Source organism: Paucimonas lemoignei (assembly GCF_004342585.1).
Classification (GTDB): domain Bacteria; phylum Pseudomonadota; class Gammaproteobacteria; order Burkholderiales; family Burkholderiaceae_D; genus Paucimonas; species Paucimonas lemoignei.
Window position 1 is genome coordinate 382,772 of the sequence record NZ_SLZQ01000001.1, and the last position, 18,431, is coordinate 401,202.

8 protein-coding genes are annotated in these 18,431 nt (G+C 62.8%); 7 read left to right on the forward strand and 1 reads right to left on the reverse strand.

What is annotated here, in order from left to right; translation table 11 throughout:
- The first annotated feature begins 169 nt into the window (after positions 1 to 169).
- A complete protein-coding gene (locus EDC30_RS01695; protein WP_132257222.1) occupies positions 170 to 1,351 on the forward strand; it encodes a nucleotidyltransferase family protein in 1,182 nt (393 codons plus the stop codon).
- A 98-nt stretch (positions 1,352 to 1,449) separates the two neighbouring features.
- On the opposite strand, the gene EDC30_RS01700 is transcribed toward EDC30_RS01695, so the two are convergent.
- Complete coding sequence (locus tag EDC30_RS01700; RefSeq protein WP_132256679.1) at positions 1,450 to 3,003, reverse strand: alpha-amylase family glycosyl hydrolase; 1,554 nt, start codon at positions 3,001 to 3,003, stop codon at positions 1,450 to 1,452.
- 306 nt (positions 3,004 to 3,309) lie between these two features.
- Here EDC30_RS01700 and EDC30_RS01705 point away from each other — a divergent pair, with 306 nt between their 5' ends.
- From EDC30_RS01705 to malQ, 6 genes are read left to right on the forward strand one after another with little or no spacing between them, the layout of a single operon-like run.
- The gene (locus EDC30_RS01705; protein WP_132256681.1) at positions 3,310 to 6,630 is read left to right on the forward strand and encodes an alpha-1,4-glucan--maltose-1-phosphate maltosyltransferase; all 3,321 of its coding nucleotides are present in this window, start codon (positions 3,310 to 3,312) and stop codon (positions 6,628 to 6,630) included.
- Positions 6,630 to 10,022, forward strand: coding sequence for a maltose alpha-D-glucosyltransferase (gene treS, locus EDC30_RS01710; protein WP_424446889.1), 3,393 nt, complete (start codon positions 6,630 to 6,632; stop codon positions 10,020 to 10,022). The genes EDC30_RS01705 and treS overlap by 1 nt, the downstream gene beginning before the upstream one ends.
- A gap of 54 nt (positions 10,023 to 10,076) precedes the next feature.
- Positions 10,077 to 12,341 carry a 1,4-alpha-glucan branching protein GlgB gene (gene glgB / locus EDC30_RS01715; protein ID WP_132256684.1) on the forward strand — a complete coding sequence of 755 codons (2,265 nt, stop codon included), beginning with the start codon at positions 10,077 to 10,079 and terminating at the stop codon, positions 12,339 to 12,341.
- A 10-nt stretch (positions 12,342 to 12,351) separates the two neighbouring features.
- The gene (gene glgX / locus EDC30_RS01720) at positions 12,352 to 14,517 is read left to right on the forward strand and encodes a glycogen debranching protein GlgX (RefSeq protein WP_424446890.1); all 2,166 of its coding nucleotides are present in this window, start codon (positions 12,352 to 12,354) and stop codon (positions 14,515 to 14,517) included.
- Entirely contained in the window at positions 14,501 to 16,315 is a 1,815-nt protein-coding gene (gene treZ / locus EDC30_RS01725) for a malto-oligosyltrehalose trehalohydrolase (RefSeq protein WP_132256685.1), read from the forward strand. Before glgX ends, treZ begins: the two co-directional genes overlap by 17 nt.
- Positions 16,312 to 18,429 carry a 4-alpha-glucanotransferase gene (gene malQ / locus EDC30_RS01730; protein ID WP_132256687.1) on the forward strand — a complete coding sequence of 706 codons (2,118 nt, stop codon included), beginning with the start codon at positions 16,312 to 16,314 and terminating at the stop codon, positions 18,427 to 18,429. The genes treZ and malQ overlap by 4 nt, the downstream gene beginning before the upstream one ends.
- Positions 18,430 to 18,431 lie beyond the last annotated feature (2 nt).

The following is an 18,431-nucleotide window of genomic DNA, read 5'->3' on the forward strand; positions in this document are numbered from 1 at the left end:
CTACAGGTCGTTGCCAAGCAGGTCCAGATCAAAGAGCGTCAATGCAACAAGAAATTTCCTGTTGGAAGTGTTGCCTGTTTGATTCCTGGCAATTTCTTGCAGGATATGACGTGTTCTCATTGACCTATTGCCGTTGAAATATTTTCTGAGGTTAAGCATCTTGAAAGCAATGATTCTCGCTGCCGGAAAAGGCACACGGGTACGCCCGCTCACTTACGATCTTCCCAAGCCGATGATCCCGATCCTGGGCAAGCCGGTCATGGCCTACATCGTCGAACACCTCGCGCAATGCGGCGTGCGCGACATCATGGTCAATGTCAGCTACCTGCACGAAAAGATCGAAAGCTATTTCGGCGAAGGCAGCCAGTTCGGCGTGCGCATCGGCTATTCCTTCGAAGGTTATGTCGACGATACCGGAGAAGTGCATCCGGAAGCGCTCGGCTCGGCCGGCGGCATGAAGAAGATCCAGGAGTTCGGCCGCTTCTTCGACGACACCACGATCGTGCTGTGCGGCGACGCCATCATCGACCTCGACATCCAGGCCGCGATCGACGAGCACAAGCGCAAGGGGGCGATCGCTTCCGTCATCACCCGCGAAGTGCCGTGGGATAAGGTGTCCGATTATGGCGTCGTGGTGGCGGATGAGAACGGCAAGATCAAGCAGTTTCAGGAAAAGCCGAAGCGCGAGCAGGCGCTTTCCAATATGGCTTCCACTGGTATTTACATTTTCGAGCCGGAAGCGATCGACCTGATTCCATCGGGCGAAGTATTCGATATCGGCTCCCAGTTGTTCCCGCTGCTGGCGGAGAAGGGCTTGCCTTTCTACGCGCAAAAGCACGATTTCCAGTGGCTCGACATTGGCAGCGTGAAGGATTACTGGAGCGTGCTGCAAAGCCTGATGACCGGCGAAGTACCGGGCATGGATGTGCCGGGCGAGCAGGTCAGGGAAGGCGTGTTCGTCGGCCTGAATACCCGCATCGACTGGGAAGGCACGACCTTCGAAGGACCGGTCTACATCGGCGCCGGCTGTCATATCGAAGCCGGCAGCAAGATCGTCGGCCCGACCTGGATCGGTCACGGCAGCCATATCTGCCAGGGCGCCGAAGTGGTGCGCAGCATCCTGTTCGAATACACGCGCGTGCTGCCGGATGCGCAGCTCGATGAAGTGATCGTCTGTGCCGACTACAGCGTCGACCGGTCCGGCAATATGTCGCGCATGTCGGAGGCCGACACCGGACTGACCAATGCCCGCGACCGCCGTTTTCTGCGTCGCGTGCAAGACAGCAAGGAAGGCGCGGAAGCCGTGCTGCAGCGCATGAACGCGGGCTCTTCGACCCAACTGGTTGCATAGGCCACGCTCTGATCCGGACTGGCTGCTTCCCGAATCAAATCGCCGCACGCAGAAACACGTGCGGCGATTTTTTGCGTCCTGACCGCTTGTTAATAAATTCAGGCTGCCTGCAGCAGCATGAAACCATTGATGCCGAGGTGGGCCGTCTGGTTGTCGAGTTCGGCGTGTTGCGCCAGTACCGCTTGCGTCATGCCGGGCGCCGGCACCTTAAGCGGCGTAGTTTCCATGTTAAAGAGGCACACCAATTCGCGGCCATCGCAATGACGGCGGAAGGCCAGCACGCCTTCGGGCGCATCCAGCAGCTCGATGCCGCCGCGTTCGAGCTGCGGCAGCGCGCGGCGCAGCGCAATCATGTCGCGCGCAAAGCGCAGCACCGAATTCGCCCGCGCTTCCTGGCTAGCCACGTTCAATTCCAGATGCTCGGCCGTGACCGGAAGCCACGGCTCGGCCAGGCTGAAGCCGCCGTGGATATGGTCATTCCACGGCATCGGCGTGCGGCAGCCGTCGCGGCCCTTGAATTTCGGCCAGAAGCTGATGCCGAACGGATCCTGCAACTTCTCGAACGGCACGTCGGCCTGCGGCAAGCCGAGTTCTTCGCCCTGGTACAGGCAGATATCGCCGCGCATCGAAAACAGCAGGGCCAGCATTTGCTTGGCAGTCTGTTCCGGGTCGCGGCCCTTGAGCCAGCGCGTTGCCACGCGCGGCTTGTCATGGTTGGACATGGCGTAACACGGCGCGGCAGGGGCATGGATGCTTTCTTCCAGGGTGCGGATCACCTTCGCCACGTAAGGGGCGCTGCTGTCGGGCTGCATCAATGCAAAGCTGTACGCCGAATGCAGGCGGTTGGCGCCAGTGTATTGCCCCATCAATTGCAAGGCATCGTGACCGCCGACTTCGGCCAGGCTGACGGCGCCGTAGTCATCGAGCAGGGCACGCACGCGCTCCAGGAAGGGCAGCATTTCCGGCCGTGCCTGGTCGTAGATATGCAACTGGAAGCCGTAGGGATGCAGCGCCGCGCTGGTGTCTTCGCGCGGCGGATTGTTACGCAGTTCCAGGTCCTGGAAGATGTGGTTGCAGGCGTCGAAACGAAATCCCGACACGCCCATGTCGAGCCAGAACTTCATCTCGCCGAGCACCGCTTCCTGCACCGCCGGATTGTGCATGTTCAGGTCGGGCTGGCTCGAAAAGAAGGAATGGAAATAGTATTGCCGGCGCTCGGCATCCCAGCGCCAGGCCGGGCCGCCGAACACGGAGACCCAGTTGTTCGGGGGACTGCCGTCGGGCTTGGGGTCGGCCCACAGGTACCAGTCGGATTTGCCGTTTTCCCTGGCGCGGCTTTGCTTGAACCAGTCGTGCTCTTCGGATGTGTGCGAGATCACCATGTCGACCATGACGCCCAGATCGGCGGCCTTGGCGTGCGCCATCAGGCGCTTGAAGTCGGCAAGGGTACCGAAGATCGGATCGACTTCGCGGTAGTTCGAGACGTCGTAGCCGAAGTCCTTCATCGGCGATTTGAAAAACGGGCTGATCCAGATCGCATCCACGCCGAGGCTTTTGATGTAGTCCAGCTTTGCATCAATACCGGCGAGGTCGCCGATGCCATCATTGTTGGAATCAAAGAAACTTCTTGGATACACCTGATAAATGATCATTACCGCCTCGCTCCTTTTTCCAGCACCGCTAACGATGCCCAGCAGAGATTGCTAAGCATTTTATTGCTTGTCGGAACAGTAGAGAGGATAACGGGAAAAACGTTCGACGCTTGTGCAGCTTATGCAACGCTTTTTTTCATTAAATGGCCGGATCGACAAGCACAAATGGTGAGCTTGATAACAAGGCGTGTGGGATTTGCATGTCAATCCGAGAACAATTTATCGGCTCGACAATCCATTTGAAAGTAGGCGCCCAATCGGTTTAACCCAAGCTGTCGCACCCTTGCTTAGAACGTGCTGAGAACAATGACAATATCGACGCCATTTATCCCCAAGATCTGTTCATTGCCGATATTCCCGCTAACTGGCGCCGAGGCGCGCAGCGGACTGGAGCAGCTTGACGCCGCTTTGGCGCGCGCCGCTGCGCTTGGGTTCGATCATGTGCTGCTGCCCGGGCCGATGGCGCAGGAAAGGGACATCAGGGAAATCGCGCAGGCCTGCGCGCGCCGCCAGTTGGCTCTGCTGGTGGACCTCGATATCGCCGGCGTTGCTCCGGATGACGCCTTGCTGCAGACCCATGCGCACTGGTTTGCGGCACCGGGGCAGCAGGACGACTTGCCGGACCCGCGCTATCCGCAGGTGGTGCCGACGCGTCAGCATTACCGTTATACGAAGTCAGAAGTGCAGGAAGAAATCCGCGCTTACTGGAGCGAGCGGCTACTGGACTGGTCGGAGCAGGGTGTCGTGGGATTTCGCTGCATCGACGTGGCCGGCGTACCTGCGGAAGTATGGAAAGATTTGATCGCCAACGTCAGGGCGCAGCAGCCGCAGGTGCGTTTTCTGGCCTGGACGCCGGGCTGCACGCCGGCGCAACTCGATGCGCTGGTCGGCTGCGGGTTCGATGCCAGTTTTTCGTCGGCGGCCTGGTGGAATTTCCGCGCGCACTGGATCGAGGAAGAGCATGCGCGCTTGCTGCGCGTCGCGCCGCCGATTGCATTTCCCGATGCGCCAGGGCAGGCGGTTGCAGCGCGTGCGCCGGGCGCCGAGCAACCGGAGACGGTCGCTACGGTGTTTCGCCGCGCGCTGCAGTTGGCTGCGGCAGTCGGCAACGGCTGGCTGATGCCGCTCGGGTTCGAGCAGGGACGGTCCGGCGAACAGGCGCCACCGGGAGCAGGAATCGATCTGTCTAGCGAGGTGGTCGCCGCCAACCGTTTTGTCGATGCACATGGCGCGAAGCTGTATGGCGCGACGCTGCGCCTGTTGTCAGGCGCGGATGCGGACGCGGCGATTCTATTGCGCAATCCGGCGCCGGCAGCGTTCAAGTCTGGCGCGGAGCCGGCGGAGGCGTTGCTGGTACTGGTCAATGCAGGCATCGAGCGCCCCGCTATGGTGCATGAACGCCAGTGGCTCGCGCACGCCGAAGGCCTCGTGCCGCAGCGCCGCCTGTGGCCGCAGCCGGATCAGGATGCCGCCGAAGGGAGCAATGCCGTGCCGCAGGTCCTCTGCCTGGAGCCGGGGCAATTGCAGGTGTTCGAAGCCGGCAGGCTGGCGCCGATATTGCTGCCCGCGCCACGTGGCAAGCAGGCGGTTGTGGCGGCAGCGAAGATGCCGCGCGTTGCCATCGAAGCGGTATCGCCCACGGTCGACGGCGGGCGCTTTGCCGTCAAGCGCGTGGTCGGCGATTGCGTGACCATCGAAGCCGACGTGTTTACCGACGGGCATGAGAAGCTCGCAGTGGTGTTGCTGTGGCGTCCGGCGGATGAAGCCGAGTGGCGCGAAGTGCGCATGCACGCGATCGGCAACGATCGCTGGGCAGCCAGCCTGCCGCTCACCCGCCTGGGCCGCCACCTGTTCGCGGTCGAAGCGTGGCGCGACGTGTTCGCGACCTATCGCGACGAACTGGAAAAGAAGACCGGCGCTGGACTGAACGTGAAGGTCGAACTGGAAGAAGGGCGCCTGCTGGTCGAGCAGGCGGCGGCTTTCGCCATGGAACAGGATAAAAAGGATCTCGCGGCCACGCTAGATACGCTGGCCAAGAGCCTGAAAGTGCCCGTTGGTCGCGGCCAGCACTCCGACGCGGGCAATACAGCGCAGACGAAAGAGCGCGACACCGAGCGAATCGCTGCTTTGTTGTCCGAGCCCGCATGGGAAGCGATGCGCGCCGCCGACGCCAGGCCGTTTGCCGTCAGGAGCGACATTTTCCGCATTGACGCCGAGCGGCGTGCTGCGCGTTTTTCGAGTTGGTACGAACTGTTTCCGCGCTCGCAAAGCGGCGACCCGCACCGGCATGGCAGCTTTGACGACGTAATCAAGCGTCTGCCAGCCATCCAGGACATGGGTTTCGATACGCTGTATTTCACGCCGATCCACCCGATCGGCAGGAAACACCGCAAGGGCCGCAACAACAGCCTCGACGCCGGTCCCGACGATCCGGGCAGCCCGTACGCGATCGGATCGAGCGAGGGCGGGCACGACGCGATCCATCCAGAACTCGGCACGCTGGAAGACTTCCGCCGTCTGCGCGACGAGGCAGCGCGCCACGGCCTGGAGCTGGCACTGGATTTCGCCATCCAGTGCTCGCCCGACCATCCGTGGCTCAAGGAACACCCGGACTGGTTCGCCTGGCGCCCGGACGGCACCATCCGCTATGCGGAAAACCCGCCGAAAAAATACCAGGACATCGTCAATGTCGATTTCTACGCCGACGGCGCAGTGCCTGGCCTGTGGATCGCGCTGCGCGACGTCGTGCTGCTGTGGGTGAAGGAGGGCGTGCGGGTGTTCCGCGTCGATAATCCCCACACCAAGCCGCTGCCGTTCTGGGAGTGGATGATCAATGATATTCGCGGACGTTTCCCCGACGTGATCTTCCTGTCCGAAGCCTTTACGCGGCCGAAGATGATGTACCGCCTGGCCAAGGCCGGCTACTCGCAGTCCTACACCTATTTCACCTGGCGTCACACCAAGGCGGAATTCATCGAATACCTGACCGAGCTGACGACAACCAATGTGCGCGAATACTTTCGCCCGCATTTCTTCGTCAATACGCCGGACATCAATCCTTACTTCCTGCAGCGCTCCGGCCGCCCGGGATTCCTGATCCGCGCCGCGCTGGCTACCACGCTGTCGGGCCTGTGGGGCATGTACAGCGGCTACGAGCTGTGCGAGGGAACGCCGGTGCCGGGCAAGGAAGAATACCTGGATTCGGAAAAGTACGAGATTCGTGCCTGGGACTGGCATCGGCCCGGCAACATCATCCGCGAGATCACGCAACTGAACCGCATCCGCATCGAGAACCCCGCGCTGCAATCGCATCTGGGCGTGCGTTTCCTGCAGTCTTCCGACGAAAATATCCTGTATTTCATCAAGTCGAGCGAGCCGTTCGAAGCCGGCCAGACCCTGGGCGACAACGTGGTGCTGGTAGCGATCAATCTCGATCCTCACCAGGCGCATGAAACCGCCATCGAAGTGCCGCTGTGGGAATTAGGCGTGCCGGATGAAGGCGAAATCGAGGTTGACGATTTGGTGGGAGGAGGCCGGCTGAGCTGGCGCGGTAAGCGGCAGCAGCTGCGGCTCGATCCGATGATCAATCCGTATGGAATCTGGCGGGTGCGCCGGAAAGGGGGCTGATGATGGAACGTCGCAAAACATTGCGTCCGGCCGCTGCGGCTGGTGTGGCCCCGGGACCACGCTTTCAGGAAGATCCGCAGTGGTATAAGGATGCGGTCATCTACCAGGTGCACGTCAAGTCATTCTTCGACTCAAATAACGATGGCATTGGCGACTTTGCCGGCCTGATCCAGAAGCTCGACTACATCGTCGACCTGGGCGTCAACACGATCTGGCTGTTGCCGTTCTATCCATCGCCGCGCAAGGACGATGGTTACGACATCGCCGACTACCGAGGCGTGCATCCTGATTACGGCACGATGCAGGATGCGCGCCGCTTCATCAATGAAGCGCACAGGCGCGGCCTGCGCGTGATCACTGAACTGGTGGTCAATCACACGTCCGATCAGCATCCCTGGTTTCAGCGGGCACGCCATGCCAAGCCGGGATCGGCGGCACGCAACTTCTATGTCTGGTCGGATAACGATAACGCTTATGCCGACACGCGCATCATTTTCTGCGACACGGAAAAATCCAACTGGACCTGGGACCCGGTCGCCAATGCGTTTTTCTGGCATCGATTCTATTCCCACCAACCGGATCTGAATTTCGACAATCCCCAGGTCTTGAAGGAGGTGCTGGCGGTGATGCGCTTCTGGCTGGACATCGGCGTAGACGGCCTGCGGCTGGATGCGGTGCCGTATCTGATCGAGCGCGAGGGCACGTCGAACGAGAATCTGCCGGAAACACATGAGATTCTGAAGAGGATCCGCGCCGAACTCGACCGCAGCTATCCCGATCGCATGCTGCTTGCCGAAGCCAACATGTGGCCGGAAGACGTGCAGCAGTATTTCGGCGACGGCGACGAGTGCCACATGGCGTTTCACTTCCCGCTGATGCCGCGCATGTACATGGCGCTCGCGCAGGAAGACCGCTTCCCGATCACCGACATCCTGCGCCAGACGCCGGAAATTCCGCCGAACTGCCAGTGGGCGATCTTTTTGCGCAACCATGACGAGCTGACGCTGGAAATGGTGACCGACAAGGAGCGCGACTACCTGTGGAATTTCTATGCGTCGGAAAAGCGCGCACGCATCAATCTCGGCATTCGCCGGCGCCTGTTGCCGTTGCTGGAACGCGACCGCCGCCGCGCGGAACTGCTCAACAGTTTTCTGTTATCGATGCCGGGCACGCCGGTTTTGTACTACGGCGATGAAATCGGCATGGGCGACAATATCCATCTGGGTGACCGCGACGGCGTGCGCACGCCGATGCAATGGGCGCCGGATCGCAACGGCGGTTTTTCCCGCGCCGACCCGGCGCGATTAGTGCTGCCGCCGATCATGGACCCGATCTACGGTTATCAGGCGGTCAACGTCGAAGTCCAACACGCCGATCCGTATTCGCTGCTGAACTGGACCCGGCGCCTGCTGGCGGTGCGCAAACAGCATTGTGCATTCTCGCGCGGTACGCTGAAGATTCTGTATCCGGCCAACCGGCGTGTGCTGGCTTACCTGCGTGAAGCCGACGGTACGTGCGAAGGTAATCTCAACGACCATATCCTGTGTGTGGCGAACGTGTCGCGCTCGGCGCAGGCGGTCGAACTCGACCTGGCGGAGTTCGCCGGACGCGTGCCGGTCGAGATGATCGGTGGCTCGGCCTTCCCGCCGATCGGCAAACTGCCATATCTGCTGACGCTGCCGCCATACGGCTTTTACTGGTTCCTGTTGACGACCGAAGCGAGCATGCCGAGCTGGCATACGCCGGCGCCTGAACCCTTGCCGGATCTGGCGACACTGGTGCTGCGGCATGGCGTGAATGAGATCATGGAAGCATCGGCGCGCACGACCCTCGAAAAAGAAGCGCTACCGGCCTATCTGCCGAAGCGCCGCTGGTATGCGGCCAAGCAGGAAAAACTGCTGTCAACGCGCATTGCGCTGGCAACATCGCTGCCGGTATCGCACGCCCGACCGCACGTGCTGCCGACCATGCTCGCTGAGATCGAGACACACACCGGCAAGGGAACCCACCGCTACCTGCTTCCGCTGGGCTACATCCGCGAGGAAGACATTGTTACTGCCTTGCCGCACCAGCTCGCCTTGTCGCGCATCCGACGCGGACGCCACGTCGGCCTGCTTACCGACGCGTTCGTGATGGATTCCTTCGCCTATGCGGTCGTTGATCTGATGCGCAGCGGCGCCACGATCGCGGGCGACGATGGCGAGATCCGCTTCATGCCGACCGATGCGCTGGCCGAGGTCGAAGTCAAGGCGGAGCCGGAAATCCGCCGCATGTCGGCGGAGCAGTCGAACAGCTCGCTGGTGATCGGCGACACGATGGTGCTCAAGGTAATCCGGCGCATGACGGCCGGCATCCATCCGGAAGCAGAAGTCAGCCGCTATCTCACCGTGGCCGGCTTTGCCAATACGCCGGCAATGCTTGGCGAAGCCGCACGCATCGCTGCCGACGGCACCTCTTACACGATGATGGTGATGCAACGTTTCATCGACAATCAGGGCGATGCCTGGCAATGGACGCTGGACACGCTGGAACGCGTGATCCAGCACAGCGTGGCCGGTGATGTGACCGAGGCCGCTGATGTGTCAACGGAGATATCCGATCCGCACGCTGACTTGATCGATCTGGTGAGCCTGCTCGGCAGGCGCCTCGGGGAAATGCACGTGGTCCTGGCGGCGCCTACCGAGGATGCGGCATTCGCCCCGCAGGTCACCGACGAGGCCGATGCAAAGGCCTGGGCTGACGCGGTCAAGCAGCAGCTGGAAGCCGCGTTCGCGGTGTTGAGAAGCAAGCGAGAATGGAGCAGCGAAGACGAGGCGCATCGTGTCGCCAACCTGATCGGGCAGCGCGAGGTGCTGCTGCGCAGGGTGGGGGAATTGGCTCTCGAAGGAATTGGCACACTGCGCATGCGCACTCATGGCGACTTCCATCTCGGGCAGGTGCTGGTCGCGCAAGGCGACGTATATATCGTCGATTTCGAGGGTGAGCCGGCTAAGTCGCTGGAAGAGCGGCGCCAGAAGAGCAGTCCGATGCGCGATGTGGCCGGGCTCATGCGCTCGTTCGACTACGTCGCGGCATTCTCGCGACACGCCGGCATGGGCGATCTGTCGGAAGCCGACGAACTGCGCAAGCAACAGATTCTGCGTGATTTCGCGCCTACTGCGCAGACCACCTTCCTCGAGGCCTACCGGCAGGCAATCGCCGGCAGCCCGGTGGCATTTTCTGCCGCAGCCGAGCAGGCGCTGCTCGATCTCTTCATGCTGGAAAAGGCCGCTTACGAAGTCTGTTACGAAGCCGCCAACCGCCCCAGCTGGGTCGCCGTGCCGGCAAATGGCCTGGCGAAGATCGCCAACGCCTTGCTGAAGCACGCTGACGGAGGCATTGCCGATGAATGAGCACAGTTTGAACGACTCCGGCTTCACGAACAATGCATTACACAGGATTTTGGCATGAACCACACGATTAACGATCCAGCCATCGACGTCGACCGGCAGAAGCGCGATGCGCTGCTGGCCGGCCGTCTGGCCGATCCGTTCTCTTTCCTCGGGCCGCATCGCATCGGCGACAAGCTCGTCATCCGTACTTTCCAGCCGGGCGCCCGTGCTGTCGATATCGTGCTGCCGGGCGCGGGCATCAGCGATCATGGCGAGCTGGTGGAGTCGTTGCTCAATCTCGACCAGAGCGGCTTGTTCGTCAGCAGCGCGCCGATGCTGGCGGCGGATCAGGCTTACCTGTTGCGCATCACCTGGCCGGCTCCGGAGGGCGGCGAACTGGTGCAGATCACGGAAGATCCCTATCGCTTCGGCTTGCTGCTCGGCGAGCTCGACATGCATCTGCTGGGAGAAGGGACGCATCGCGAGCTTGGGCGCTGTCTGGGCGCAAATCCCATGACGATCGACGGCGTGGCAGGCACGCGCTTCGCCGTGTGGGCGCCGAATGCGCAACGCGTATCGGTCGTCGGCGACTTCAACCAGTGGGATGGCCGGCGCCATCCGATGCGCCTGCGCATGGAAACCGGCGTGTGGGAATTGTTCATTCCGCGTCTGGGCGCGGGCGCGCGCTACCAGTTCGAGATCGTCGGCATCGATGGCAACGTCCTGCCGCTCAAGGCCGATCCGGTTGCACGTGCCACCGAAGCGCCGCCATCCACCGTGTCGATAGTAGCGCCGGCGACGCCTTTCCAGTGGACCGATGAGCAATGGATGCGCGACCGCTCCCGCCGCCATTCGCTCGATGCGCCCTTATCCATCTATGAAGTGCATGCCGGTTCCTGGCTGCGCAATCCGGAAGAGGGCGGCCGGAACCTTAACTGGCACGAACTTGGCGACCGTTTGATTCCATACGCGCTCGGCATGGGCTTCACGCACCTGGAATTTCTGCCGATTATGGAACATCCCTTCGGCGGCTCCTGGGGTTATCAGCCGCTCGGCCTGTTCGCGCCGTCGGCACGCTTCGGTACGCCGGCGGCATTCGCCTCCTTCGTCGACCGTTGCCATGCCGCCGGCCTCGGCGTCATCCTCGACTGGGTGCCCGCGCATTTCCCGTCGGATGAGCACGGCCTGGCCCGCTTCGATGGCACCGCGCTGTATGAACACCAGGACCCGCGCGAAGGCTACCACCAGGACTGGAATACGCTGATCTATAACCTCGGCCGCAAGGAAGTTTCCAGCTTCCTGATCGCGTCGGCGCTGGAGTGGCTCGAGCATTTTCACGTCGACGGCCTGCGCGTGGATGCGGTGGCATCGATGCTGTACCGCGACTACAGCCGCAAGCCGGGCGAATGGGTGCCGAACGTTCACGGCGGGCGCGAGAACCTGGAAGCAGTCGCGTTCCTGCGCGAACTGAACCAGGTGGTGCGCCAACGCTGTCCTGGGGCGTTGATGATCGCCGAGGAATCGACCGCCTGGCCCGGCGTCTCCGCGCCGGTGGAAGAGGGCGGGCTTGGCTTCACCCACAAGTGGAACATGGGCTGGATGCACGACTCGCTGCACTACGCCTCGCTCGATCCTCTCTACCGCAGCCACCATCACAATGAGATGACCTTCGGGCTGGTGTATGCCTTCTCGGAAAAATTCGTGCTACCGATCTCGCATGACGAAGTGGTGCACGGCAAGGGTTCGCTGCTCAACAAGATGCCGGGCGACGACTGGCAAAAGCTCGCCAACCTGCGGGCATACCTGGGCTTCATGTGGACACATCCAGGCAAGAAGCTCTTGTTCATGGGGTGCGAATTCGGGCAAATGAGCGAGTGGAATCACGACGGCTCGCCGCAATGGGACTTGCTCGACCAGCCGGCGCACCGCGGCGTGCAGCGGCTGGTGCGCGACCTGAACCGCCTGTATGAAGGCGAACCGGCGCTGCATGAACTCGACTGTTCGCCGCAGGGCTTCGAATGGGTGATCGGCGATGACGCCGCCAACAGCGTGTTCGCCTTCCTGCGCAAGCCGGCCTCGCAAGGCGCAGCGCCGGTGCTGGTGGTGGTGAACATGACGCCCGTTGTGCGCCATGGTTACCGTATCGGCGTACCTGCATACGGTCGCTCGCCGACGGTCTGGCGCGAACTCCTCAACAGCGATGCCGAGGTCTACGGCGGCAGCGGCGTGGGCAACGCCGGCGCCGTCAATAGCGAACCGCATCCTGCGCATGGCCAGGCGCAGTCGATCCAGCTATCGCTGCCGCCGCTGTCTGTGCTGGTATTTAAACCCGAGGGCTGAGGTGAGCACGGTGGCGCGCACCCTGCCGGCGATGCAGCCGGGCTCGGCCTATCCGCTGGGCGCCTGTTATGACGGCGCCGGCACCAACTTTGCCGTGTTTTCCGCCCATGCGGTGAAGGTGGAGTTGTGCCTGTTCGACGCCAGCGGCCGCCACGAGGTCGCGCGCTACACGCTGCCCGAATGCACCAACGAGATATGGCATGGCTACCTGCCGAACGTTCATCCTGGCACCCTCTACGGCTATCGCGCCTACGGCCCTTACCGGCCGGAAGACGGCCACCGCTTCAATCCCAACAAGCTGCTGCTCGACCCGTATGCGCGGCAGCTGCATGGCGCCGTGCGCTGGAGCGATGCGCTGTACGGCTACCGTTACAATTCGCCGCAGCGCGACCTGTCGTTCGATCGGCGTGATAGCGCGCCCAACATGCCCAAGGGCGTGGTGGTCGACAGCGCATTCAACTGGCACGGCGACGCCCCTCCCAGCGTGCCGTGGGAAAAGACGGTGATCTATGAAGCGCATGTGCGCGGCCTTTCGATGCGCGCGCCGCATGTGGCGCCCAAAGAACGCGGCACCTTCGCAGCGCTGGCCAATCCTTACCTGATCGAACATTTCACCAGGCTTGGCATCACCGCGCTCGAACTGCTGCCTGTGCACGCGATCCTGCAAGACCGCCGCCTGGTCAATGCCGGGTTGTCCAATTATTGGGGCTACAACACGCTGTCATTCTTCGCGCCGGAGCCGCGCTATCTAGCAGATGGCACGCTCAATGAAATGCGCCATGCGATCCGCCAGCTGCACGCCGCCGGCATCGAAGTCATTCTCGACGTTGTGTACAACCATACCTGCGAAGAAAGCGAGTTGGGGCCGACCCTGTCATGGCGCGGGCTCGACAATGCCACCTACTACCGTCTGCATGCCGGCAATTACCGTCATCTGGTCAACGATACCGGCTGCGGCAATACCCTGGCCCTATCGCATCCGCGCGTGATCCACATGGTGATGGATTCGCTGCGTTACTGGGTGCAGGAGTTCCATGTCGACGGTTTTCGTTTCGATCTCGGCGCCACGCTCGGGAGGGAGCAACACGGCTTCGATCCAGGCGCAGGCTTCTTCGACGCCATGATGCAAGATCCCGTGCTCTCGCGGGTGAAGCTGATTTCGGAACCGTGGGACCTCGGGCCAGGCGGTTATCAGGTCGGCAACCATCCTGCCGGCATCGCCGAATGGAACGACCGCTTTCGCGACCATGTGCGCTGCTTCTGGCGCGGGGACGTTGCCATGCGCGGCGCGGTCGCAGCTCGGTTGCTTGGTTCGGCCGACATGTTCAATCACCACCGCCGCCGTGCCTGGAGCTCGATCAATTTCGTCACGGCGCACGATGGCTTCACGCTCAACGATCTGGTCAGCTACAGCCAGAAATACAATCTAGCCAACGGCGAAGACAATCGCGACGGCAGCAACGATAACAAGAGTTGCAACTGGGGCGTCGAAGGGCCGACCGGCGATGCCCAGGTCAACGCGACCCGCGACAAGATCCGGCGGGCGATGCTGATGACGCTGATGTTTTCCAACGGCACGCCGATGCTGCTCGGCGGCGATGAATTCGGCCGCACGCAACATGGCAATAACAATGCCTACTGCCAGGACAACGAACTGTCCTGGTTCGACTGGAGTTTGCTGGAGACGGATGCCGGGCGCGCGCTGTTCGACTTCACGCGCCGCTGCATCGCTGCGCGCATGCGTCATGCGTCGCTGCGCGGCACGCGTTTTCTGACCGCAAGCTTCCGCACCCTGCAGGGCGTGCCCGATATCGGCTGGTTCGACGAGACTGGCCATGAGATGACGCAGGACCGCTGGAATTTCGCCGAGGGGCGCCTGCTGGCACTGCGCCGGCTGGCCAGCGAGCGGCATGCAGGTTCCGCAGGCTCCCCCGGCACGACAGGCGCGCTAGTCTCCGCCACGCTGCTGCTGTTGAATGCCTTTTCCGAAGACCGTGAATTCGTACTGCCGCAGCCGGTCATGGCGTGGCGCACCGTCATCGACGCCGCCGAAGCGGTCGGCACGACTGCACAAGATTTTGACCCATCCGGCGCGCGGCAGCCGAAGCGCAACCGCATCGTCGTTGCCGCGCACAGTGCCATCCTACTCGAGGCTGATCATGTCCACGCTCCCTGAACCTAATCGACCGCCCGTTCCGACCTGGCGCTTCGGCGCCGAACTCATTGCCCCCGACCAGACCCGCTTTCGTCTGTGGGCTCCCAGTTGCACGCATGCCAGCGTCGAAATCGAAGGCCGCGCCGCGCTGCCGATGACGGCCCGGGAGGGCGGCTGGTTCGAGGCCGTCGCCGATTGCGGCGCCGGCACGCGCTACCGCTACCGCGTCGGCGATCTCGCCGTACCGGATCCGGCTTCGCGCGCGCAGGCTGGCGACGTGCACGACGCCAGCCTCGTCTGCGACCCTGCAGCCTACCGCTGGAAGAATGACGACTGGCGCGGCTTGCCGTGGGAAGCCACCGTCATTTACGAGCTGCACCTCGGGACCTTCGGCGGCTTCGCCGGGGCGACGCAACGACTGGCCGAACTGGCCGAACTGGGTATCACCGCGGTCGAACTGATGCCGATCGCCGATTTCCCCGGGCCGCGCAACTGGGGCTACGATGGCGTGTTGCCGTATGCGCCTGATGCGGCCTACGGCACGCCGGATGAATTGAAGGCCCTGATCGATACGGCGCACGGCCTGGGGCTGATGGTGTTTCTCGACGTTGTCTACAACCACTTCGGCCCGGACGGCAATTACCTGGGCGCCTACGCCAAGGACTTCTTCCGCGACGATATCCACACGCCGTGGGGGCAGGCGATCGATTTCCGCAAGCAGCCGGTGCGCGACTATTTCACCGAGAATGCCATTTACTGGCTCACCGAGTTCCGCTTCGACGGCCTGCGCTTCGATGCGGTACACGCAATCAGCGAAAAGGATTGGCTGGTCGAGATGGCCCGGCGCGTTCGCGCGGCGGTGCCGGCCGGGCGCCACGTCCATCTGGTGCTGGAAAACGATGACAACTCTGCCAGGCTGCTTGCGCGCGAACCCCAGCGGTTGTTTGACGCGCAATGGAACGACGACTTGCATCATGCGATGCACGTCTTGCTGACCGGCGAGCGGGAAGGTTACTACGCCGGCTACATCGAGGATACGGCGCAAAAACTGGCGCGCGGCCTGGCCGAAGGCTTCATCTACCAGGGACAGGCGTCGCTGTTTCCGGGCGGTGAACCACGGGGCGAACCGAGCGGACACCTGCCGCCTACTTCGTTCGTGTTCTTCCTGCAGAACCACGACCAGATCGGCAACCGTGCATTCGGCGAGCGCCTGAGCGTGCTGGCTGACCCCAACGCCTTGCGCGCGGCAACCGCCTTGCTGCTGCTGTGTCCGCATATCCCGCTGATCTACATGGGCGAGGAAATGGGCAGCACCCAGCCTTTTCTGTATTTCACCAGCCATCCGAACCATGAACTGGCCGAAGCCGTGCGCAATGGCCGCCGGCAAGAGTTTGCGCGTTTTTCAGCATTCTCCGACCCTGCCAAGCGTGAGCGCATTCCCGACCCGAATGCCGAGCAAACCTTCCTGGATTCGATCCCCAAGCCGGCCAATGAGACCTCCTTCGCCTGGCGTGATTTCTACAAGAGCTTGCTGATCATTCGCCGCGAATACCTTGTGCCACGCCTTGCCGGCACGCGCGCGCTCGGTGCCGAAGTGCTTGGCCCGGCAGCGGTGAGAGCCCGTTGGCGCATGGGAGATGGCCGCGTCTTGATGATCGCGCTGAACCTCGGCGCCGAACCGGTGCGGATCGAATTCGAGCGCCACGCTGACGGCTATGGCGGCACCGTACTGTTTGAATCCGATGGTGTGCCCGATGCAGTTGCCGAAGGCCGTCTGCCGGATCATGCCATTCTCGCCGTACTGGAGCCTGCACAATGAATGAAGAATCGATACTACGGTTGGCGCAAGCCGCCGGACTGTCACGCGACTGGATCAATGCTGCCGGCCGGCCGATGCAGGTTGCGCCTGAAGCATTGGCGCGCATTCTGGAAGCGCTCGGATTTCCCTGCGCAAGCGAGGAGGATTGCCGCGATAGCCTGGCGCGCATTGCCGCGCTAAACGATTCGACGCAATTGCCGCCGCTGGTGACCAGCACCATCGGACGAGGCGTCACGCTGCCGCTGCCCGGACACCTGTCAGGTTCGGCGTACCGGATCATCCTGGAAAGCGGCGATGCCATCGACGGACATTTTCCGCATCATGCCGGCGTGATCGAGCTGCCGCCCTTGCACAGCGCCGGCTATCATCGCCTGCTGGCGGGCGATGGCGAAACCGTGCTGGCAATTGCGCCGCCGCGCTGCTTCGGCGTGGCAGACGCCTTGCGTGCCACCGCCCGCAGTGCAGGCACAGATATGCATACGGCACGCCTGTGGGGCCTGGGCGTGCAGCTGTACTCCCTGCGTCGCGCGGGTGACGGCGGCATCGGCGACTTCACCAGCCTGGCCAGGATGGCCGTCTCGGCTGCTTCGCACGGCGCCGGCGCGCTGGCGATCAGCCCGGTGCATGCGATGTTTTCCGCAGATGTTCATCGCTTCAGCCCCTACGGGCCGTCGAGCCGGCTATTCCTGAACGCGCTGCATATCGATCCGGCGGCGGTTCTGGGCAAGGAGGCGTTCGACGCAATCGTGGCCGAGATGGAGCCGCATGAAGCCGAGGCGCTGCACCGCGTGGAACAACTCGATCTGATCGACTGGCCGACAGCGGCGCAATTGCGGCTGAAGCTGTTGCGCGCACTGTACCGGCATTTTATTCAACAAGGCCCGAACATTGAGTTTGACGCGTTTCGCCGGCAGGGCGGCAATGCCCTGCGTGACCATGCGCGCTTCGAAGCGATCCATGCATGGCGGCTGGCGCACGGCGAGTCCGGCGACTGGCGTACCTGGCCGAGCGGCCTGCACGATCCGGCGAACGCGGAAGTCGAGCGCTTCGCCGCCGAGCATGCCGACGAAGTCAGGTTCCATGAATTCCTGCAGTGGCAAGCCGCCCGCGGGCTTTCCGCGGCACAGGCAGCCGCACGCGCTGCAGGCATGCCGATCGGCCTGATCGCCGACTTGGCTGTGGGCGCCGACAATGCCGGTAGCCAGGCCTGGAGCCGGCAGAGCGAACTGATCAACGGGTTGTCGGTCGGCGCGCCGCCGGACGCGCTCAATACGCGCGGTCAAAACTGGGGCCTGGGTGCATTTTCTCCCCATGCCATGAAGGCCAAGGGGTTTGGCGCCTATATCGAGATGCTGCGCGCGACTTTCGCTTATGCGGGCGGCGCGCGCATCGACCACGTGCTGGGTTTGTCGCGCCTGTGGCTCGTGCCGCAGGGGGCGTCGTCGGCGGATGGCGCCTATCTGCAGTATCCGCTGGAAGACTTGCTTCGCTTGATCGCGCTCGAATCGTGGCGCCACCAGGCGATCGTCATCGGCGAGGATCTCGGCACGGTGCCGCCGGGCTTCGACCGCACGCTGGCCGATGCCGGGTTGCTCGGCATCCGCGTGCTGCTGTTCGAACGCGACGCCGAGCGATTCCGGCGGCCGGAAGAATGGTCGGCGGATGCCATCGCCACCACCGCCACGCATGACCTGCCGACCATCGCCGGCTGGTGGCAAGGACGAGATATCGACTGGCGCAAGCAGCTCGACCTGCTGGAAGAAGGGCAGAGCGAGGACGAGGCGCGTGCGGCCCGTGCGAACGAGCGCGCGGCGCTGGCACAGGCATTGTTCGAGCACGCACCGCAGCAGTCTGCAGCGAATATGAGCAATGCGGACCAGGCGGATGCGGCGGTGGATGCAGCTGCGGCCTTCATTGCCGCGACCCCGGCGCCGCTGGCGTTGCTGCCGATAGAGGATGCGCTGGGACTGGTCGAGCAACCGAATCTGCCCGGCACCGTCGACACTCATCCGAACTGGCGCCGCCGACTGCCGCAGCCGGTCGATTCTCTGCTCGATGCGCCGGGCGTGGCGCGCAGACTCGCCGCACTCAACCGTTCACGTTCATACCGATAAGC